A 20,042-nucleotide genomic window follows, 5' to 3' on the forward strand; every position below is an offset into this window, starting at 1 on the left:
GATGAAACTGCGGGGGCGCTCGCCTCGCGCATCCTCTATTCATGGGCGAGCGCGGGCTCCTCTCCTGGCTTCTTTTCGCGCTTCTTTTTCGAACTGCGCTCATCGAGTCTCTGCAACACGACGAAGAACGCCGGGACAAAGACGACGGCAAGGCAGGTCGAGGCGATCATGCCGGTGAATACGCTGATCCCGAGGGACCGGCGGGCATTGGCGCCTGCCCCCGTCGCCAGCACCAAGGGCAAGACACCGAGGATGAAGGCGAAGGAGGTCATCAGGATCGGCCGGAACCTGGTGCGCGCCGCGTCCACCGCCGCCTCGAGGATCGGTTTTCCATCCAGGATGCGATGTTCCCGCGCGACTTCAACGATCAGAATGCCGTTTTTGGCCGACAAGGCGATCAGCAACATTAACCCTATCTGGACATAAAGATTGTTGTCGACCCCAAGGCTGGTCAGCGTCGTCACGGGCCCGAGCAGTGCCAGCGGTACCGCAGAAATCACCGCGAGCGGCAGGATCCAACTTTCATATTGGCCAGCAAGGACGAGATAGACCAGCAGCACCGACATGGCAAAACCCCAATAAAGTAGATTGCCTGTGACCTTTTCCTGATAGGACATCGCGCTCCATTCATAGCCGACATCGGCCGGGAGCACCTTGGCGGCAACGGTCTCCATAGTCGTCATGGCCTGGCCTGAACTGAAGCCCTTCGCCGGCGCTCCGAGGACCGTCGAGGACGGGTAGAGGTTGTACAGGGTGATCAGGGGCGGCGCGGACAGCGCCGTGAGATGGGCGAGCGTGCCGATCGGCACCATGTTTCCGTCCTGGCTTCGCACATACATGTTCAATAGGTCGTCCGGCTGCAAACGGTACTGCGCATCCGACTGCGCATAGACCTGCAATGAGAGACCGAATTTGTTGAACTGATTGATGTAGGTCGAACCCACATAAGAGGTCAGCGCGGATAAGACGTCGCCGACAGGCACCCGAAGGGTTTCCGCTTGAACGCGGTCGATTGTGAGACCGGCGTGCGGTGCGTCCGGCCGGAAGGTCGTGAGGATCCGCTGGATCTGCGGTTTGGCCTTCGCCGTATTGAGGACATCCGTCGTCACTTCATCCAGCTTCCTGTAGTCGAAGCTACCGCCGAGCAGCTGGACCTGCATCTGGAATCCGCCGGCGTTGCCGATCCCCTGGATTGGCGGCGGCACCAGAACGAAAGCCCTCCCGTCGGAAATGGACTCGATCTTTTTCTGTAAGACGGTGAGGAGGGAGACGAGATCTTGCCCCTTTGCCTTGGCGCGCTTGTCCCAATCATCAAAGATGACGTAATTGACGCCGGCATTGGCAAGCGTGGCGCTATTGTCAAGAACGGAAATTCCGGCAATCGTGATCACTTGTTTGATGCCCGGAGTCGCAAGCGCGATCTTGGTTGCCTCATTGAGAGAATTCACCGTACGGCCGAGCGCCGCGCCGTCCGGCAATTGCACGGCGATCATGGCGTAGCCCTGATCCTCATTGGGAATGAAAGCTGTCGGCAGGCGGGCAATTCCCCAAATCCCGAGACCCGAAATAACGAGTCCGACCAGAACGACGAGGCCGCTGTGTTTGACGAGGAAGCCGATCAGCTTCGCATAGGCGTTTTCCAGGGGATTATAGACCGCATTGAAACTGCGGTAGAAAAGATTGCGCTGCTCTGGCGGCACTGAGGGACGGAGCCATAGCGCGCATTGGGTGGGCTTTAAAGTCAAGGCATTGATCGCGCTGATAAATGCCGTCACCGCGATCACCATCGCAAACTGCGCGAGCATCTTGCCGGTAAGCCCTGGCAAAAAGGCAGCGGGCAGAAACACGGCCATCAGAACAAGCGTGATGCCGATGATTGGCCCAATCAATTCCCTCATCGCCGTAACCGCGGCGTCGTGACCGGACATGCCGCGCTCGATGTGCCGAGACACTGCTTCCACGATGACGATCGCATCATCGACGACAATTCCGATCGCCAGAACGATGCCAAACAAGGTCGAGAGATTGACGGTAAAGCCAAGTGCGGCCATGCCGGCGAAGGCGCCGATGATCGTGACCGGAACCGTGGTCGCCGGGATGAGGGTTGCCCGGAAATTCTGCAAAAAGACCAGGATCACGATGAGGACGAGGATGCCCGCCTCATAGAGGGTGTGATAGACCTCGTCGACGGAAGCCTTGATGAAGATCGTGGTATCATAGGGAATTAAGTAAGCGAGGTCTTGCGGGAAGCGGCGGGCCAGTTGCTCCATTTTTGCCGCGACTTCCTTGCCGACCTGCAACGAATTGGCGTCCGGCGTCTGATAAATCGCGATCCCCGCGGCCGGCTTCCCATTGAAATTGCAGACTTGCGAGTAGGTCTGCGAACCAAGTTCGATCCGTCCGACATCCTTGATCCGTATCAGGCGGCCACCTTGGGCAGTTTGTCCTTTGACAATGATGTCCGCGAACTGGCTGGGATCATCCAACCGGGACTGGATGTCCACGGTATATTGAAAATCCTGGCCCTGCGGGGCCGGCGGCATACCGGTTTGTCCGGCCGCAACCACCTGGCTCTGCTGTTTGACGGCTTTGATGACATCCTCCGGCACGAGCCCAAAGGAATAGAGCTTGCGGGGATCGAGCCAAATCCGCATCGCATATTCCGCGGCGCCGAAAACCTTGACGTTACCAACGCCCGGCAATCGCGCCAGCTCATTGACGAGATTGATCGTCGCGTAATTGCTCAGGAAAAGGGAATCGTAGCTGCCGCCTGGCGAATACAGATTGATGATCTGCAAGATAGCGGTTGATCTCTTCTGGACCGATACGCCTTGCGCCTGCACCGCTGGTGGCAATTGGGCAAGCGCGTTCGACACGCGGTTTTGCACCAGCACCTGGGCGGTATCGGGATCCATGCCGATCTTGAACGTCACGGTCAGCACATAAGTGCCGTCGGCCGCGCTGGTCGACTGCATATAAAGCATATTGTCGACACCGTTGACCTGCAATTCGATCGGTAGTGCAATTGTATCGATCACCGTCTGCGGGCTTGCGCCCGGGTACATCGCGGAGACTTGGACCGTCGGCGGCACGATGTTCGGGTACTGAGAAACCGGCAAACTGTAGAGGGCGACAGCACCGATCAGCACCAGTACGATCGCCAGCACATTCGCGAGAACCGGGTGCTCGATGAAGAATTTCGCCATCACGGGCCGCCTTCGCCGTTCGGCTGGTCGAATGGCATCAGTTTCGGCGTCACTTTGGCTCCTGGATTAACCCGCCAGAGATCCCCGATGATGACGCGGTCATCCCCATTCAATCCGGACTGGATGACTCGAAGGTCCCCGTTCAATGGACCAAGCTGAACATAGCGCTGCTCGACGACATCGTCTGGATTGACCACCAAAAGATAGCGGCCGCCCTGGTCCGATTGCAAGGCCCGGTCCGGAACCAGCAAGGCGTCTGATAGAACGCGTCCCTTGGGAGCCCGGATCCGGACGAAGAAGCCCGGCAGCAATGTGCGGTTGGGGTTGCGGAGGATACCGCGCACCAGCAACGTTCCTGTCTGGGGATCAATTCCAGGCGCCACATATTGAATGGTGCCACGATACGGAAAGCTGTTGCCGTTCTCGATGCCGACTTCGACCGGGATATTGAGAAGTTCGGCAAAGGTCAGCCGGTGCTGCCCGAGATTGGCGCGGACCTTTAACAGATCCTGTTCGCTCAAATTGGCCTCGACATAGATCGGGTCGAGCTGCAGGATCTCGGCGAGGACAGTCTGTTGCCCGGCCCCGCCAACCGTATTGCCGGGATCGACCAGATGTTTGCCCATCTGCCCGTCGAAGGGAGCCCGCACCTCCGTGTAACTAAGATTGAGTTTGGCGATATCGACTTGGGCCCGGGCCGAAGCAAGTTCAGCGGCCGTCTTTTTTGCCTGGAAGTTCCAGTTGTCGACCACGACTTGCGCTGCGGCGCCTTGCTTTTCGAGGGCGGTGTAGCGTTTCACTTCGACATTTGCGTAATAAAGCGCCGCTTCTTGCGCCTTCGCCTGGGCCTCAGCCTGAATGAGCTGAGCCTTATATTGTTCTTGCTGCACCGTGAAGAGCAAATCGCCCCGCTTGACGATCTGTCCGTCCTTGAAATGAATGCTGTCGAGATAGCCTTCCACCCGGGCGATTAGTTTCACCGTGTTGACGGACGCAGCGTTACCCGTGAGCTCAATATATTCCGTCACACTTTGCGTTTTGGGCTGGATCACGGGAACCACGGGGCCTGTTGCTGCCGGCGGGGTATCCTTCGTTGCATTCGCGGCGGGCGGCGCATTTTTCGGGGTGCCGGGCGCCTCGTTCTTAGGGGCTGCATCCGGCGCTGGCGCAGGCTGTCCAGGGGTCGCGCCCTTGCCCATCATTTTTTCCCACCAAGATTCGGAAAATCCTGGCCCAGCCGATCCACCGAGGAAGGCGAAGGCGACCGCCAAAGCGGCGGCGCTGTGCCGCCGGCTTGTCTTGCCCCGAGCCCGCAACCAGCCCCTGCTTATTGCTGCACAAAACCTCGATCTCATAGCAGACCGCCCTTTTTCTTTCCGCTGTGTCTCACCATTCCGGCGCTCGAACTGTTGGGCCGCGATCCTCGGGTCCGGGCAAGCCCGGAGCCGGAAGCGGCGGCTCGCCAGCAGGCGGCAGCAGCTGACCCCAGTTGGTGCGCTGGCGCATTTCCTCGCTTGTCGCGACGTTGACGAAACCGTTGCCATCCCGGATCTGCCAGCCGCCGCCGAGCGCCCGGAAGACTGAAACCAAGCCCGTCGAAATATTGCCTGTGGCCATGACGAGATTGTTCTGCGCCTGATAGAGATTTTGCTCCGCCGTCAAGACCGTCACGAAATCGCGTGTCCCTTGTTGATATTCGAGCGTTGCTATGTGGAGAGCCCCGCTCGCCGCGACAACGCTGCGCCGCAAATACTCTGCCTGGACGCGCGACAATAGGAAACTGGAAATTCCGTTCTCGACCTCCTGTTGCGCTTTCAGAACGGTATTCTGATAATCGACGAGATATTGCTGCAAGGTCGCGTCCTGCAGCCTTACGTTGTTGGTGATCTGTCCGTAATTCAAAAGATTCCATTGGAACGCCGGGCCAACCGAGAAGGACCGGCCGATGGGCTGGAAAACCTGCAGCAGATTGTGGCCGCCGACATTGTTGGCGATGCCTCCAAAACTTCCCGTGATGCTGATCGCGGGATAGAGATCTGCTTCGGCCACGCCGATTTGCGCGCTTTGCGCCGCTGCGCGCAATTCGGCGGTGCGAATGTCGGGGCGCCGGCGCAACAAATCGGCCGGAACACCAACGACGACTTTCTGAGGCGCGACGGGGATCCGGCCCGTCCCCCTAGCGAGCAAGAAGCCCAGGGGTTCTGGGGCAATCCCGAGCTGCACGCGGAGCGCATTCAAGCCCTTTTGCAATTGGATTGTCAGCTGCGGGACCGTTGCTTGCGTCGCTCCAAGGACGTTTTGCGCCTGGTAGACGTCGAGCATTGTCGCGGCGCCGCCCTTATATCGATCGCGCGCGATGGTCAGAATTCCTTGCTGCTTGACGATGTTTTCGCGGGCGATCGCAATTTGCGTTTCAAGCGTGCGGATACCTGTATAAGTGGTTGCGACATCGCCAAGGAGAGTCACAAGGACATCGTCATAGCTAGCGATGGAAGCCAGATAGGCGGAATCGGCGGATTCGACTCCCCGGCGAAATTTACCCCAAAAGTCCAATTCCCAAGCTGCCTTGACGCCGATCGCATCGGCCCAAAAATTGACGATCCCCGTCGTCGGATTGGCGGCCGGATTGGCCTGACTCAGGAGATTGTAGGTGACCGCGCCGACGGCCTGCTGCTTCTGTGGAAAGAACTCGCCAATCGCAACGCCAAGTTCCGCGCGGGCTTGCAGAACCTTGGTGCCGGCGCTCAAAAGCGTCAGATTTTGCGAATAAGCGATGTCGATCAACCGGTCGAGAATCGGATCGTGGAAAACGCCCCACCAATCCCTGTATTCCTCCGGCCCCGATTGCAGCGATTTGTTGCGCCATTCAAGCCAATGATCGGCGACAGGCGCAACCGGCGGCGCGAAATCGGGTCCGACGGCGCAGCCGGTCAACCCAGCGAGCAGCACCGCGGCGAGCCCCGGGCCAACGCCAGAGTGAGTACCCCGCCGCCAAAAAAAGCCAGCAGCTACCCGCTTTCGGATATTCTCGAGCATCGGCCATCCTGTTGGTAACGCGCGGCACGCATGTGCCTGCGGGATCACCGGTGAGGGCGACTCACGATGTTGTCGCGCAGCATGAAACCTAACATACGGTCACCAAGAGAGCTGTGACATATCCGCAACCGTTGTCCTGATTTCGCTCGCTTCACAGCCGTGCGGATGAATTCGCCAGCGAGTCCGCATCCTGCGGCACAACGCCAGGTATTTGATACCATGCGACGATGGTGCATTATGCAAAGCACAATAGGCCACTCGAACCGCCGCTTCGAGCCGTGCCGTCAGGAGATTAAAGATGAAGCTGCTCGTCACCGGGGCAACCGCCGGCTTTGGCGCCGCGATCGTCAAACGCTTCGCCGCCGGTGGTCACAAGATTGTTGCAACGGGACGCCGGAGCGATCGTCTCGAGGCGCTTGTGCGAGAATTCGGACCCGATCGCCTGCATGCATTAACGCTCGATGTCCGCGACCGCAACGCCGTCGAAGCAGCGATCGAGGGACTTCCGTTGGAGTTTGCCGACATCGACCTGCTGGTCAACAACGCAGGCCTCGCGCTCGGTCTTGATCCCGCCCAAAGTGCCGATCTCGACGCCTGGGAAGCGATGGTCGATACCAATATCAAGGGCCTGATGTATGTCACCCGTGCGGTGCTGCCGGGCATGGTCGCACGCAACCACGGGCTCATCGTCAACCTCGGTTCGATTGCCGCGACCTACCCCTATCCGGGCGGGAATGTCTATGGGGCGACCAAAGCTTTCGTCCGGCAATTTTCTCTAAATCTGCGCGCTGATTTGCTCGGGACGAGGGTCCGGGTCACCGATGTCGAACCCGGTCTCGTTGGGGGAACAGAATTCTCCACCGTGCGGTTTCGTGGCGACGGAGCAAAAGCGGCCAAGCTTTATGCAGGGGCAGATGCGCTGACACCAGAAGACATCGCCGAGACGGTGCATTGGATTGCAACGCTGCCGCCCCGAGTCAATATCAACGCGATCGAACTCATGCCGGTGACGCAGGCGTTCGGGCCGCTCCCCGTCCATCGCGAGGAGAAGCCCACGTAGTACCGGAAAACGCGGAGGATAAATTTCTCCCGCGCGTTAGGTTGGGGCGCCTGTCACGGGCGCGGCCGGGCTGGACGCCACTGCACCGGCAAGAGCATTGCGAAGCGCGAGTTCCTTGGCGTCATCGAGTGACGTCTTCAACACGACGCCGCCGTAGTCCTTGATCTGTTCCACCACTTTGTCCGCCGTCATCTCCTTGATCAGCACAAACAGAGCGGCGTTGCCAGGCTGGATGCTTTCGGCAAGCTGCTTCATGAAATCGTCATTGATGCCGAAGTCTGTCATAGCCCCGCCCAGCGCGCCCCCTGCCGCTCCTAAGGCCGCTCCGAGAATCGGATTGAGGAACAGCACTCCGATCAGCAGCCCCCAGAAACTGCCCGAAACAGCACCGGCTGCTGTCGTGTTGACGACTTGATGCAGCTGAATTTGGCCATCGGCCGATTTGGTGGCAACGACCGCATCAGCGAGTTTGATCAAATATTCCTTCTGCAGTTCGAAGAGCCGCTTTCTCACCTCTTCGGCTTTTTCCTGGGTCGGATAGACGATGACGACAAGATCGGACATTGCAAATCTCCCTAGTTTCGTACGAGCCCGGCAGCATATGTACCATTAACTGCGCTGTTTCAAGGCGCGCGCCGTTTCCGATGCAATGCTTATGATGCTCATTAAGGACACTTCAAACAATTGAGCTGGGACGGGAGTTAATGCCGCCCGGCGTCGGAAACGCGATTCATAACCGCCACCAGAACTCCGGTAAGAACAAGAACGAGGAGGATGCCGACACTCCACGCAAGCTCGCGATCGCTTGACTGATCGATATTCATGAAGCTCTCCAGCAAATGAACAGCTGAAATGGCGACGATCGATGTCAAGAGCTTGAGCTTGAGATCTCCAAAGTTGACGTGGCCCAACCAGGAAGGCTTATACTTCTGATCGCTGAGTTCGAAGCGCGACACAAAGTTCTCGTAGCCGCTGAACATGACAATCAGTAAAAGGTTGGCAATCAGGGAAAGATCGATCAGAGACAAGACCCCGGTGATCGCGTCAGCGCCACCAGCAAAAAAGGCGTTAGTGATCAGCGCTCCCATCTTCTGGCCAAATTTGGCCAGCAATACGAGCAAACTGACAGCGAGACCAAGATAAAAGGGCGCCAGCAGCCAGCGGCTGGCAAAGATCGTCCGCTCCACAAAGCGCTCGACACGCCCGTGCGGTTGACTGGTGACCGGCGTGTTGTCCATCGCCTTCTCGTGACGGGTCACGCTCCCAGGCACTTACGCTATGTTATTTTTGCTTCCTCGTGGCCAAAAGGTGATGCCAACCCCGATGAGAAGCACCGCTGCCAACAGCAAAAAGAGGGCAGATTGCTTGAGCCATGCGATCGCTGGCACTGAAAGTGCCATGGCAAGACCAAGAAAACAGATTTGCACCGAGAAGAGATTGATCCCCGCGAGAAACGTTCCAAGCGCCAGCAACATCAAAAGCACGAGACTGGTTGCCGGCGCTGGCAGCAATCTCTGAAAACTGGGCAATAGCACGAGGTTCATTGTAACCAAAAAAGTCACCCAATGGGCAGCTTGCATCCACATCAACCGAATGCGAGCTTCTCTGTTGGGAGCGCGCGGCCATCCCGTGGCGACGCAGAGAAATCCGATGGCCACAGCCATAAACTCCCAATAACCATTGAGTGGCTGGTGCGAAATATTGGTATAGGCGACGCCAAAAACTGCTAGTGCTAGAACGGCAACGTAGGGCAGTTTGCGTCGCAAAAAGCTGATTATGCCGGACCTGGCCGGAGGCGCAAATGTGTCTTCCGGTTCGCTCATCGACAATCCAATCCGGACACCCAGCCCTCCATGCTGCGGCCCCAATCACAGCAGCATTGGCAAATGGCGAAACTTTATGCGGTAACAGTAGCGTGCGCTTATCGACGATGTCAATTGCGAGCGCCATGCAATGCTTCGATGCAACATAAGCGCACCCGGCTTAGACTCCACTGGTCTTTGTGAATTGCGTATCGGGTGCAGTTACGGATGTTGACATGAGGTTCGCGATCCAGCGCGTCGAGGGATTTTGTTCCCAAATCGTGAAGAGCGCGATTGTTACGGGAAGTCCGATAAAGGCACCCGGCATGCCCCATAGAAAATCCCATATTAAAAATGCAAACAGCATCACGAAGGGCGAAATTGCAAGAGCATTGCCTGTCAAAATCGGCTCTACGTAATTACCAATCACAAATTGGATCAGGTACAAGCTTCCGAAAATGATGGCGGCCATCTGCCACGATTCGAATTGCGCGGTTGCGAAGATCACCGGAAGGACGACAGCGACCAGCGGGCCGACATAGGGAATGTAATTTAACACAAACGATATGACGCCCCATGCGACGGCAAGGTCGAGCCCGATGGCAAGCGTGAAGATGAAGACCGCCAAGCCCGTCACGGCACTCGCCAGAGTGCGTATGAGCATATATTTCCGGATTTTTTGGGCGATCCGGCCGCTCGTTTCCAACAAGCTCCAGCCGCTCATTTTCTTGTCTACGGCGATAAGCTTGGATTTGAACTCATCCATTTCCGCCAGGCCGAAGGCCAGAAACAAAAATACGAGAAGAGCAAACCCCATGAGGGAATTGACATACACAGCGATTGTCTGAAACACGCTCGCGAAAGAGAATGACCCCAGGCTTTCCACATCCCCTACAAAAAGATCTTTCTCCTGGAGCCATAGCGATGTCCGTGCGTACAGGGATTGGAATCGCTCAACATTTGCCAAGCCCCAATGAATAATATCGCTAATACTCCAAACAATCGCGCCTACGAGAATCATAATGACGAGGAGGGTCAAGAGAATCGTGAGGATGAGCGCAACCGTCTTCCCAAACCTAGCCTCGGCCGCTTTCTGAAATGGCTCGACAAGAGCCATGGTGAACAGCATGAAGGCAATCGGCTCTAACACGATGCGGCCAAAATAAAGAGCGGCAGAAACGAGAACCACGGCGAAAACAGCGACGATGAATCGATTCCGTGCGGCGTCGGTAACAATTCTTACAATGGCCTGCTCATCGCTCATTGTGTTGCCCCCTCGGTCATTTGATCCCAACACGGGAATGAGATTGCGCCGCAAAATAGCACCGGACTTGCGAAGGGCTCCTGTAAGGTAAAACGACAGCCCCCTTACTCCCTACCGTCCGCAATGACATGGAACTACGCGTCATATGACGCCGGAGTGACGATCCGCGTTATATACGCCAGAGTCGGCAATCCGTCCATTATCGCGAAGGTATCCGCTCCTTAAACACCTTCGAACAGATAACGAAATATTGCTCCGGTCAAATGTTTTGAGTCAAGGCTGAGAACGCGCCATGATCGAGGCGTTGGGACTGGACGCACTGATACAGGGCACCACCTCCGCAATCCGCCGCATCGATTTCGGCTTTTCCTTGATGAAGGGCCACGGGGTCACGGCACCTTTTATGTTTGGTGGATTTATGACGCCGATTAATCCAGAGAGTGAGCGGCTATTCTTTTTTTCAAGTCGGCGATGCACCGCTCGAGATTGACCTTGGCGGCTATGAGCCATTTTCCATTGGTCTCTGCACGGCGATAAAGCCGGGCATCCTCTTTGGCAAAATTCTCAAGAATTCGAAGGTGCGCCGAACAAAAGACGATCTCGGGCGCCCAAGAAAACTCCCTTCGAATCCGGGCAAGGTGGTCGGCGAACTTCTCCCAAGGCGCAGCCAGGGAACTCAAATCCAAATCCAAAAAGAGATCCAGATCTCCGGCAAACCCTGCGTAATAAAATTTCTCCGCTCGGGCCTGCATATGATTAGTGGTCGCCATGATCATATCATAGACAGCGCCGGCGTCGGGTTGGTTCAGCAATGAGTATCGGCGAAACAACTCGGCACTGTCATGAACATTGTCATAATCCGAGCGGGGATTGCCATCGTGATTCTGAGTCCGGTACACAGAATCATGCCAAAATGCCGAGATGGCAATAAGGTCCGGCCGGGCAGCCAGATTAGAGAAAACACTTAACTTTTCGAGCAGGCCGCCGATGTGTTCCCAGGTATGGTAGGCACGGTGAGATTCGCTGTAGCAGGCATCGAGAACCTCCCATGCGCCCGTCTTATGGCGCGCCTCCAGCGGCATCCAATATTTTTCTTTGATCTCCTCGCGGCGCGGCAGTCCTTGAGAGGGGATTAAGCGCTCCATCGGTCATATTCTCTCTTTTACTGCTGCCTGCCCGGGAGTTAAAAACAAACCTCGATGGCCGTGCACGCGCTTCCGGCGGCGGCCGTTTCACAGGCCTCGATTTCTGTCATATCTTCACTCCTGTTGTCTGCATGGAATATGCCGAAGCGGGCTTGTGCCAAAGTTTCCGGCGTGGGGATATACCAGTCCAGGCGAGCCCCCGGATAGAAAAACAGAAACAGAGTTTCAACCCGGTCAATTTGTGTGACCCCGGTCACAGTAACAGATGAGCTTTGGTGCCAATAGTACGCGGACCTTGGGAATGCCCCGTCGCATCGGCGTTCACCAAAGTCTCTGGACAGGAGGGCGTCATGAAAGCAAATCGAGCCGAATTCCATACCGTTCTGCGCGCTGCGGCCCCTTTCGCCGCCGGGCTTGCACTCTCTTTTTATGCGACCGCGAGCTTCGCGCTCGTCACCGCCGAGCAGCGGATCGCCTGCACTCCCGACGTGTTCAGGCTCTGCAGCTCGGAAATCCCCAATGTCAATAATATAATTGCCTGCATGATGGCCAAAAAGGCCAGCCTCAGCCAGGCTTGCCGGGTCGCAATTGACACGGCCATGTCAAAAAAGACGGCTTCAAATGAGTAAAAAACCGACGTATCAATCTCGGACAGCATACTCGATCGTCCGGAGGTTCCGATGAAAACGCTCGGATTGGCCATGGCCATCGCTTTGCTGGGCGGCGCCGTCCACGCTGGTACCGTATTCGAAATCCCGATCAATGGAGGAACTGCCCGGATTCAGCTTGATGACAACTGCGAAGAGTCGATGTGTGCATCGCTATCCTGGACAGGCAATGACGGGCGCCAAGATCATAAGGAACGCAATCGCAAGGAGCGCGCCAAGCCGTCCACTACCTTGGACACGGAGCCATCCGCCAACGGGACGCCGGCCGCTCTCTCCCCCACGCCTGGCAACGCCCCGGAACCGGGCGCCAAAGCTCCCCCGGCAACTTCTCCAGCGGCGGCCGCAAGCGGCGGCCCAGCGGTAAGCGAGCGTGTCGAAGAACGGCCCGTGATGGTCAGCGGGGAGCCCGATGCGAATGGCGCGCCCGCCCCTGTTTTGGCGCCCGCCGCCAAAGCCGCCAGCAAGCCAAGCGCCATCAAGGCGGCGGCGAGCCCTGTCGGCGAGTGGCTGGTCGAGGATGGTGATGCGCGGATCCGCATCCAAGAATGCGGAAACAATTTGTGTGGTGTCGTCTCCGCCGCGAAAAATGCGCAAGACACGGATCGCAAGAATCCCAATCCTGAACTGCGCCATCGGCCCATCCTTGGAATGCCGGTGCTGCTTGATATGAAGCCCGCCAAAGGCAACCATTGGGAGGGCCAGATCTACAATGCAAAGGATGGACAAACCTATACAGCCAACATCTCCTTGAACGACCCGCAGAGGCTGCGAGTCGAAGGGTGTGTGTTCGGTTTTCTATGCGGCGGCCAGAACTGGACCCGCGTAAACTAAGAGCGGCTGGGCGCCTGGCGGGTGCGCGCAAAGACGGCAGGCGAGCGTTTCACGTGGAAATTCATTCCAGGCGGAGCCTCTATCCCAGAGCGGGAACGCCCCCTGTCTGTGCGCATCGGCACCGAACAGTCATTATGTTTGCCCTATGAACATATATAATGAATGAGACGGTGGAGGCGGTTTCGTCACGGCCAGCCAAAGTACTGAAGGAAAAGCCGTGAACCTCACCGCCTCAGCAGCGGGGGTACGTTATGAAGTGCCGCCTTCTGTTGCGCCTGCGGTTTAATAGGCGTAAACTTGGTTTTTTAAAGTATTTTTATTATCTCTCCTGTGCCTCCGGCAGCTGGAATTGCGAGCGTGGTGAAGAAGATTTCAACCATTGCCGTGCGATTTTTAGGCGTATTGGTTATGACCTTTTGGGTCGGAACCGCGCTGGCGGATAAGCGCGTCGCTCTCATTATAGGAAATAGCCAATACGCGCATCTTTCGCCCAAGCTCGTTAATCCAGCCAACGATGCTCATGATATTGCTCAAGCTTTGGGAAGCATTGGGTTCGAGGTCATCCTGAGGACTGATCTTGGTCAGGGCGAATTTGAGCACGCGCTTGCCGAATTCGCGCGCAAAGCGACGGACGCTGACACGGCACTCTTTTTTTATGCTGGCCATGGTCTCCAAAACAAAGGGAGGAACTATTTTCTTCCAACGGACATCGAGGTCCAGGACGCCGTCGACGTCGAATACCGGGCCATAGATCAGGGCCACATATTGAGCGCGGTTGAGCGCGCGAAAGGCGTAAAAGTCGTCATTCTCGATGCCTGCCGTGACAATCCTCTCGCAAGGCAGCTCATCGCGACCCGCAGTTGGGGCGGAGGTGGCGAAACGCACGGGTTGGCGCGCATCGATAACGCGGAGGATACGATCGTCGCCTATGCGACCGCGCCAGACCATGTCGCCAATGACGGGGAGGGCCGAAACAGCCCGTTCACGGCAGCCCTCCTCAACCGCATCAAGGAACCTGGCCTTGAAATTACAACGATGTTCCGCCGCGTCGCCAATGATGTTTACGAGCGGACTAAGGGAACTCAGCATCCCGAGGTGACGACCTCGCTGCGCACCGACTACTATTTGAATCCAAGCGAAAGCGACAGCGCCGCTTGGAGCCGCGTCCGTGATTCGACCGATCCGGCCGATTTTATAGAATTCATCCGCAAATTCCCGGCATCGCCGTTTGCGCGTGAAGCGCAATTTCGTATTGACCTTTTTGAACGCATTCGCCGCGAAAATGCGGAGACAGCGAAGAGGGAGCGTGACCGTATCGCCTTGGAGGCCGAACAGAAACGGCACGCCGAGGAAGCCAAGAAAGAATCCGAGCGCAGCGCCCTCGAAGCCGAGCAAAAACGCCACGCCGAGGAAGCCAAGAAAGAAGCCGAGCGCAGCGCCCTCGAAGCCGAGCAAAAACGCCACGCCGAGGAAGCCAAGAAAGAAGCCGAGCGCAGCGCCCTCGAGGCCGAGCAAAAACGCCGCGCCGAGGAAGCAAAGAAAGAAGCCGAGCGCAGCGTCCTTGAGGCCGAGCAAAAACGGCAGGCAGAGGAAGCCAAGAAGGAAGCCGAACTCATCGCCCAACAGAAAAACGAAGCGGCACGCTTGGAAATGGAAAAGGCCGCCGCTCTACGCCGCGAAGCCGAGCGGCTGCAAGCCGAAAACCGCGCCGCCGCGGAGCGCGCCAAAGTCGCGGCGCTCGAGGAGGAAAATCGCAAGACTCAAGAGCTGGAGCGGGAAAAACAGCGTATCGCTGGAATTTGCACGGGTGACCTGGCCAAATTGAAGGGTTTCACGGCGGCACAGCAAACCCCAGCCATCCAAAATTTGGCGAAGGAGTCGGCTTGTCCGACGATCCAGCCCGCCATCCAGACCGCTTTGCGTGAGGTGACCCGGGCGATCAAACAGGCTTGCGACGCGGATCGCAAGACCCTTACCTCGCTCAAGGGTTCCGATATCGAATCTCTCAAAAGCGCGGCGGGACGTATGAGCTGCGAACCGGTTCGTACCGAGGCGCAGCAGCGTGTCGCCAAATTTGAGGACGATATGCGGCGCGAGCAATCCGTTTGCGCGGACGAAAAGACAAAATTGGGCGCGATCGATGCGAGCGCGGCTGGGGCGCGCCAGCAATTGGTTGAGTTTTCGGCGCATGCCGCGTGCCCGTCTCTCCGTACCGAAATCACTGGCAACATCAAAAAAATTGAGGCGCGGGTGACGGAGGCACAAACCGAATTGACCCGGCTCGGCTGTTATAATGCGCCGGTCAACGGCAAATTTGATGAGGCAACCAAAGCATCTTTGACGCTTTATCACACCAAGAAGGGTTCCCTGGCGGATAATGATCACCTCACGGACGGCCTTCTCTCCGAATTGAAGCAGCAAAACCTTGCCTTGTGCCCCCCGGCGCAACCCGCGGCGCCAGCTGTCGCAATGCCAAGCAAGAAGGAAGAGGTGGCTCCGCCCAAACAGCAAACGATTGAGCACGCCAAGCGGGAGGAAGAGGCTCGCCCAGAGCGTCCCCGGCAGAAGATCGAGACCGGCGCGAAGGAAGAAGAGCCAGCTGCCAAGCCATCCAGACGGCATAGGGTTCACGATGCCGTACGGGAAGAAGAACCCGCTGAACCGGCGCCGAGACACAGGATACGGAGAGCCGAGCGGGAAGAAGCGCCGGCGCCACGGGTCCATCAAAGGCCGCATCCGTCCTATGCCAGCGAACGGCCCAAATCTTATGCCGTCCAGAGAGTAAGACGCGCCCCAAGCATGCCCATGAGTTCGACGGCGACGTCCGGTTCGGGACATAGCGGCGCAACTGTTGGCGTGGGTTTTTAAGAGCAGTTCCCCGGTTGGACAAGGCCCCCGAACCTGCCTAGCCAGAGGACACCGCAGACCGGCGTAACCAATTCGCTCGCCATTCAATACCGCTACGCAGGATAAAGATCTTAGGTTCGGCTGAGTTCCGCCGTTGTTGTGTCTCAACCCATCCGCGAATTTTCGTCGTGTCGGTGCGGATTGGCGGTGAGACTCCTCAGTGAGACGCAGGTTTCGCTTGTCGCGCACGGCGGGCCCGCCGCCGTGGCCACAAAAAAATCGGCCTGGAACGGCGAGCGTTCCGGGCCGATGGTACTTTTGATACCGAGGTCTAATATTTTGCGACGACGGCGGCGGGCTCACCGAATCCGGTAAAACGGTAGTTCAAACCGATGGTGGAGATCCAGCCGCTGCGGCTAATGTTTGCCCCTGCCGGCGCCAGGCTGTTAAATGCATAGTGTGCGCTTCCGAGATTAAAGTAGCTTGTTTCCGCCTTGACCGACCAATTATCAGTCAAGCCGAGTTCGCTGCCGCCGCCGACGGTCCAACCGATGTCGGTGCGCGTCGTGCCTTGCGAAGGGCAACCGGGATTAAGAATGCCGCCTGCGCCAACGAACGGTATGACGGTCTGGCTATCGGTGTTGCAGCGTCCTTGCGCCCGGGTCTCAGCGATGGCCAAGCCTCCCTTCGCATACCACAGGACCCGGTCTGGATAGGTGTAACCGATCCGGCCTGTCACCGTGTACAGCGAATTCACGCCGAATTCACAGTTGAAGAAGAAACCGTTCGGGCAGGCACGAGATCCATGCGCATTGGTCCAGCCAGCATCCCCTTCGACGCCGAAGACCCACTTATCATATTGATAGTTGTAGCCCACCTGGCCCCCAGGGAGGATTCCGGCGAAGCGAGGGTAGGTTTTGGTGCCGATGCCCGTGAACGTCCAATTGGTATAGCCCCAATCAACGCCAAGTGAGGGCCCAACATAGAAACCGGTCCAATTATAGACAGGAATGACGACAGGTGCCCCTGGGACATCGGCGCTGCGCCCGGTGAAGACGGGGTGAGACGAACTCAATTGGTAACGAATCCCGCCATTCATGCTCCAGCCGTCGATATGATCGCCTGTCCGGTAGTCACCGCGAACATAGGCAAGCCATCCGGTGTTGGGAATGAGAGCCACAACACCGAGGCCGAATTGGCCATAGGTCCCAATGTTGGTAGCGGAGAGATTTCCGCCCAAAAAGCCGTTAACGCCGACTTGGGGGAATTGGGTCGCGAGCGTTGCGCTATTGTTGCCCTGGAATTCCCGAAAGCCGCTCACCGTGACGAAAGGCTGCAGCACCCAATCAGGCGTGCTGAAGCTCGTTCCTACCCGCAAACTCACGCGACCGAGCGCGCTATAGATATTGTTGATATAAACCGTGCCAGGGGGCGCGGTACCAGCGCTTTGCGCCAAAGCAAATGTCCCGGAGGTACTCAAAGGATCGATGGAGACATCCGACCAGAGGAAGCCTGCGGAGGGCTCGATAAACCAAGTATCCGCAAAGCCGTAATTGTAACCAATATTGCCGTTTATCGAGATGCCGCGCGCGTCGAGATTCTGACCGAACAAGCCATTTGAAGTGTCCGAAAGCTTGTTCTGATAGTAATTCCACCGGACCTGGCCGTCGAGGAAGAACCCGCCCTTGGTGATCGCACCATAAAGTCCGACGAACGGAACCTGCAAAGTGTCGTTGAAGGTGCCCCCGGTGGCCGAATCGTTGGCGTTGGCGCCCAAATACCCGAGCGTGGACCCACCATGAATATTCCATCCGTTGTAGTTCAATAGGGAGGTGTCGGTGCCGATCTGGACGCCAGAAAAACTTAGCTTCGTCGTCGTGTTGCAGTTGGCGCTTCCAGAAAGCGGGTTTCCGTTCAACGAAAAGGTCGACGTCGATGTGCTTTTGAAGTCCGTCTGACCGCCAATGCCGCGGGCCCAGACACCGCCGCCCAATTGGTCAGGTTCCGGATTCGGCGGGCTGCCGATAAACGCCGAGGATTGGCTCAGAAAGGCGGTGTTGGCGGCGTCGATCGCCGAGACGAGGGAATTGATCGACCCACCGGAGGCAAAGGGCAGTAGATTGGTGGCCGGCGTACCTTCGCCGCCAAGAAAAAGAGGTTGGACAGATGAGGTGCAGGGCGTCTGCGCCGCAACCGGCGTCGCTAGCGCCGCCGCGACGGCGAAGCCGCTGACGATCGCGCCGATACGTACCGCTTGAGCCAATCCCTTGTTAGCGGCCACGCTCGCTGGAGCGGATTTGGCGCCCAAAAGTTGCTTAGTCATTGTTTCACCCCCCGAAAGCTGTTGTCGCGATTCCCGTTGCTTTGGCCTCAAAACCGGCACGTTTCGGAAAGTTAACAAGGGGCGATTCAAAAGTCTGTGTCACGCTTGCCACAGCACCCGGCGAAATAAGGGCAGATTGCGGCGAAAGAGCCTCCCGCAACGGTCCCGGCAGCCTCGAAGGGTTCTATTTCAACAGCTTGTTTGGACTATTGCATCAAAGTGACAGCTCACATATGTTTTGAACGGCAATGGGATTTTGGGCGGAATGCCGCCAGAGATCGAAATAGTTTGCAGTAAGATTCCTAAGCTATATGATTCGTGATTGACTCTCCGGAGCCCTAGCAGCTTCAGTCTTCCGGCCTCGGCTTTCAACAGAGGTATCGCGCCATGCGCCACGCCACGATGTTTTTCGCTGCCGCTACGGTCTTTTTCGGGGTCCCGATCGCACTTCAGGCAGAGCCTCTCCCGGCCGGAAATAACACGGAGGTTGCCGCGCGCGACATCGCTCCCGCACCCGTCGCCACACCGGCGAGCGATACAGCGCACGCGCCCGCCGCCGTGCCACCCGCACCGCCCGTCGCCGGGATCACGGCCGACGCAGGGATAAAAGACGCGCCGCAAGAGGCAAAGCCCGACCCTATTCAGCACGCGGCGCCTCCAGTTCGGCCGCCACACCGGATGGTCACGCATCACGCGGGGCCCGGGTGTAAATCCCCGCATCATCACTTGGCACAGGTGATGAGACCGGCACGGCCCGCCCACATTGCGGCACCTCGGGCCACGATGTGGCTGGCTGCGTCGAGCGAATCGCGGTGCAGCCCTGGTCTCTGTTCAAAATTCGTGCTGCTTGGGGTCGGCTATTAGATCATAACCCGTGCCGGTCCAAATGAAGGCGCTGAGCTTATTTCCAAATGTCGGCGTCCTCGACGACAACGGGGATAACCCGATCTCCGTCCCGCAAGAATGCCCCCGCACGTGCAACGACCATATCTCCTTCTACGATACCTTGGAGGATTTCGACTTTTCCGTCGGATTGTAGACCGGTTGTGACAATCCTTGACTCAACTCTCTCGTCGCGGACTACTTGCACAACGGTACCATCCTCACCGTAAAGCAAGGCCGATTGGGGAATTGCCGCTCTGTCGCATCTTCGTCCCAAGTTGATGGTGGCCCTGGCAAACATGCCGGGTTTCAGCCGTTCATCGTGGCCGGTCGAGACATGGACTTCGCCCAGTTGGGTTGCTGGATCGACGGTGTTGGAAACAAATCGCACACGGCCCCCCGGCAGTTCTCCGACCCCAACGACCTTGATCTTCGCTGGAAGGCCGGCGGAGAGTTTCGAAAGGTTCTTTGTCGTGATTTGTGCCGACAGTTCCAACTCCCCGCCAGCGATAATTTGGAATAGCGGCTCCGCTCTCGCCGACGCCATGGTTCCCACCACAGCACTTGCCTTGCCGACAAGTCCAGCGACAGGAGCTTGAACCGAAACCGGATCTCCCGATCCCTGCTGAACTTCAGGATTTGCAAGTTGCGCGAGCGCCTGACCGGCATTCACTTTCGCGCCGGCCTCAACGAGAACCTTCGAGATTAGGTAGCCTTCCCGATCCGGCCGCACCAGGACTTCGGCTTTCGGAACGAGCCCGCCGGTGATCTCCTCTGTGTCATCGAAGCAGGTCTTCTTCGCCCTTGTCACGCTGACTGCCGCGCCCTTGGAAACCTTGGTTTCGGGCACGCTGGCGGCAAACACTTGCGACGCCGCACTCAAAAAAAGGCCAGTTGGGACGACCAACGCTGACAATCCAAGCGTTGCGATCCGAGATCGGAGAAACATAGTCATGACGGGAGCTCTCATGCTGTCCT

The 20,042-nt window shown here is 57.6% G+C and carries 15 protein-coding genes; 5 read left to right on the forward strand and 10 right to left on the reverse strand.

Annotation, left to right across the window (positions count from 1 at the left end; translation table 11 throughout):
• Positions 1 to 35 precede the first annotated feature (35 nt).
• The 3 genes from QEV83_RS09755 to QEV83_RS09765 are packed head-to-tail and all read right to left on the reverse strand — an operon-like array spanning position 36 to position 6,242.
• A complete protein-coding gene (locus tag QEV83_RS09755) occupies positions 36 to 3,209 on the reverse strand; it encodes an efflux RND transporter permease subunit (protein WP_280127561.1) in 3,174 nt (1,057 codons plus the stop codon).
• The gene (locus QEV83_RS09760; RefSeq protein ID WP_280127562.1) at positions 3,206 to 4,561 is read right to left on the reverse strand and encodes an efflux RND transporter periplasmic adaptor subunit; all 1,356 of its coding nucleotides are present in this window, start codon (positions 4,559 to 4,561) and stop codon (positions 3,206 to 3,208) included. The genes QEV83_RS09755 and QEV83_RS09760 overlap by 4 nt, the downstream gene beginning before the upstream one ends.
• Before the next feature lie 31 nt (positions 4,562 to 4,592).
• On the reverse strand, positions 4,593 to 6,242 hold the full coding sequence (locus tag QEV83_RS09765; RefSeq protein WP_280127563.1) for an efflux transporter outer membrane subunit: 1,650 nt from the start codon (positions 6,240 to 6,242) through the stop codon (positions 4,593 to 4,595).
• A gap of 298 nt (positions 6,243 to 6,540) precedes the next feature.
• Here QEV83_RS09765 and QEV83_RS09770 point away from each other — a divergent pair, with 298 nt between their 5' ends.
• On the forward strand, positions 6,541 to 7,302 hold the full coding sequence (locus QEV83_RS09770) for an SDR family oxidoreductase (RefSeq protein ID WP_280127564.1): 762 nt from the start codon (positions 6,541 to 6,543) through the stop codon (positions 7,300 to 7,302).
• Between the two features lie 36 nt (positions 7,303 to 7,338).
• Here QEV83_RS09770 and QEV83_RS09775 read toward each other — a convergent pair whose 3' ends face one another.
• The 5 genes from QEV83_RS09775 to QEV83_RS09795 form a co-directional block, all read right to left on the reverse strand.
• Positions 7,339 to 7,866: a DUF1269 domain-containing protein gene (locus QEV83_RS09775; RefSeq protein ID WP_280127565.1), complete on the reverse strand. Its 528-nt coding sequence runs from the start codon at positions 7,864 to 7,866 to the stop codon at positions 7,339 to 7,341.
• Positions 7,867 to 8,003: 137 nt separating this feature from the next.
• On the reverse strand, positions 8,004 to 8,540 hold the full coding sequence (locus QEV83_RS09780; protein WP_280127566.1) for a TIGR00645 family protein: 537 nt from the start codon (positions 8,538 to 8,540) through the stop codon (positions 8,004 to 8,006).
• Positions 8,541 to 8,573: 33 nt separating this feature from the next.
• On the reverse strand, positions 8,574 to 9,125 hold the full coding sequence (locus QEV83_RS09785) for a hypothetical protein (RefSeq protein ID WP_280127567.1): 552 nt from the start codon (positions 9,123 to 9,125) through the stop codon (positions 8,574 to 8,576).
• A gap of 160 nt (positions 9,126 to 9,285) precedes the next feature.
• Positions 9,286 to 10,368 carry an AI-2E family transporter gene (locus tag QEV83_RS09790; RefSeq protein WP_280127568.1) on the reverse strand — a complete coding sequence of 361 codons (1,083 nt, stop codon included), beginning with the start codon at positions 10,366 to 10,368 and terminating at the stop codon, positions 9,286 to 9,288.
• 428 nt (positions 10,369 to 10,796) lie between these two features.
• Positions 10,797 to 11,450 (reverse strand): hypothetical protein, encoded by a 654-nt coding sequence (locus QEV83_RS09795; RefSeq protein ID WP_280127569.1) that lies wholly within the window; start codon positions 11,448 to 11,450, stop codon positions 10,797 to 10,799.
• A gap of 413 nt (positions 11,451 to 11,863) precedes the next feature.
• Between QEV83_RS09795 and QEV83_RS09800 the strand changes: the two genes are divergently transcribed.
• The 3 genes from QEV83_RS09800 (at position 11,864) to QEV83_RS09810 (ending at position 15,880) form a co-directional block, all read left to right on the forward strand.
• A complete protein-coding gene (locus tag QEV83_RS09800; protein WP_280127570.1) occupies positions 11,864 to 12,142 on the forward strand; it encodes a hypothetical protein in 279 nt (92 codons plus the stop codon).
• A 51-nt stretch (positions 12,143 to 12,193) separates the two neighbouring features.
• Complete coding sequence (locus tag QEV83_RS09805) at positions 12,194 to 13,012, forward strand: DUF2147 domain-containing protein (RefSeq protein ID WP_280127571.1); 819 nt, start codon at positions 12,194 to 12,196, stop codon at positions 13,010 to 13,012.
• A gap of 408 nt (positions 13,013 to 13,420) precedes the next feature.
• Entirely contained in the window at positions 13,421 to 15,880 is a 2,460-nt protein-coding gene (locus QEV83_RS09810) for a caspase family protein (protein ID WP_280127572.1), read from the forward strand.
• Positions 15,881 to 16,190: 310 nt separating this feature from the next.
• On the opposite strand, the gene QEV83_RS09815 is transcribed toward QEV83_RS09810, so the two are convergent.
• Positions 16,191 to 18,182 (reverse strand): autotransporter domain-containing protein, encoded by a 1,992-nt coding sequence (locus QEV83_RS09815; RefSeq protein WP_280127573.1) that lies wholly within the window; start codon positions 18,180 to 18,182, stop codon positions 16,191 to 16,193.
• A gap of 387 nt (positions 18,183 to 18,569) precedes the next feature.
• On the opposite strand from QEV83_RS09815, the gene QEV83_RS09820 reads away from it, so the two are divergent.
• The gene (locus QEV83_RS09820; protein ID WP_280127574.1) at positions 18,570 to 19,046 is read left to right on the forward strand and encodes a hypothetical protein; all 477 of its coding nucleotides are present in this window, start codon (positions 18,570 to 18,572) and stop codon (positions 19,044 to 19,046) included.
• Between the two features lie 37 nt (positions 19,047 to 19,083).
• Here the strand turns inward: QEV83_RS09820 and QEV83_RS09825 are convergent, their stop codons facing one another.
• Positions 19,084 to 20,019, reverse strand: a complete 936-nt coding sequence (locus QEV83_RS09825) for an efflux RND transporter periplasmic adaptor subunit (RefSeq protein WP_280127575.1) — start codon at positions 20,017 to 20,019, stop codon at positions 19,084 to 19,086.
• Between the last annotated feature and the right edge of the window lie 23 nt (positions 20,020 to 20,042).

The sequence above is a fragment of the Methylocapsa sp. D3K7 genome (assembly GCF_029855125.1).
GTDB lineage: Bacteria > Pseudomonadota > Alphaproteobacteria > Rhizobiales > Beijerinckiaceae > Methylocapsa.

Bases quoted from the DNA above. Each gene is read 5' to 3' on its own strand.
- QEV83_RS09760 (WP_280127562.1), bottom strand. From the start codon at position 4,561: ATGAGATCGAGGTTTTGTGCAGCAATAAGCAGGGGCTGGTTGCGGGCT.
- QEV83_RS09765 (WP_280127563.1), bottom strand. From the start codon at position 6,242: ATGCTCGAGAATATCCGAAAGCGGGTAGCTGCTGGCTTTTTTTGGCGG.
- QEV83_RS09770 (WP_280127564.1), top strand. From the start codon at position 6,541: ATGAAGCTGCTCGTCACCGGGGCAACCGCCGGCTTTGGCGCCGCGATC.
- QEV83_RS09775 (WP_280127565.1), bottom strand. From the start codon at position 7,866: ATGTCCGATCTTGTCGTCATCGTCTATCCGACCCAGGAAAAAGCCGAA.
- QEV83_RS09780 (WP_280127566.1), bottom strand. From the start codon at position 8,540: ATGGACAACACGCCGGTCACCAGTCAACCGCACGGGCGTGTCGAGCGC.
- QEV83_RS09785 (WP_280127567.1), bottom strand. From the start codon at position 9,125: ATGAGCGAACCGGAAGACACATTTGCGCCTCCGGCCAGGTCCGGCATA.
- QEV83_RS09790 (WP_280127568.1), bottom strand. From the start codon at position 10,368: ATGAGCGATGAGCAGGCCATTGTAAGAATTGTTACCGACGCCGCACGG.
- QEV83_RS09795 (WP_280127569.1), bottom strand. From the start codon at position 11,450: ATGCCGCTGGAGGCGCGCCATAAGACGGGCGCATGGGAGGTTCTCGAT.
- QEV83_RS09800 (WP_280127570.1), top strand. From the start codon at position 11,864: ATGAAAGCAAATCGAGCCGAATTCCATACCGTTCTGCGCGCTGCGGCC.
- QEV83_RS09805 (WP_280127571.1), top strand. From the start codon at position 12,194: ATGAAAACGCTCGGATTGGCCATGGCCATCGCTTTGCTGGGCGGCGCC.
- QEV83_RS09810 (WP_280127572.1), top strand. From the start codon at position 13,421: ATGACCTTTTGGGTCGGAACCGCGCTGGCGGATAAGCGCGTCGCTCTC.
- QEV83_RS09815 (WP_280127573.1), bottom strand. From the start codon at position 18,182: ATGACTAAGCAACTTTTGGGCGCCAAATCCGCTCCAGCGAGCGTGGCC.
- QEV83_RS09820 (WP_280127574.1), top strand. From the start codon at position 18,570: ATGCGCCACGCCACGATGTTTTTCGCTGCCGCTACGGTCTTTTTCGGG.
- QEV83_RS09825 (WP_280127575.1), bottom strand. From the start codon at position 20,019: ATGACTATGTTTCTCCGATCTCGGATCGCAACGCTTGGATTGTCAGCG.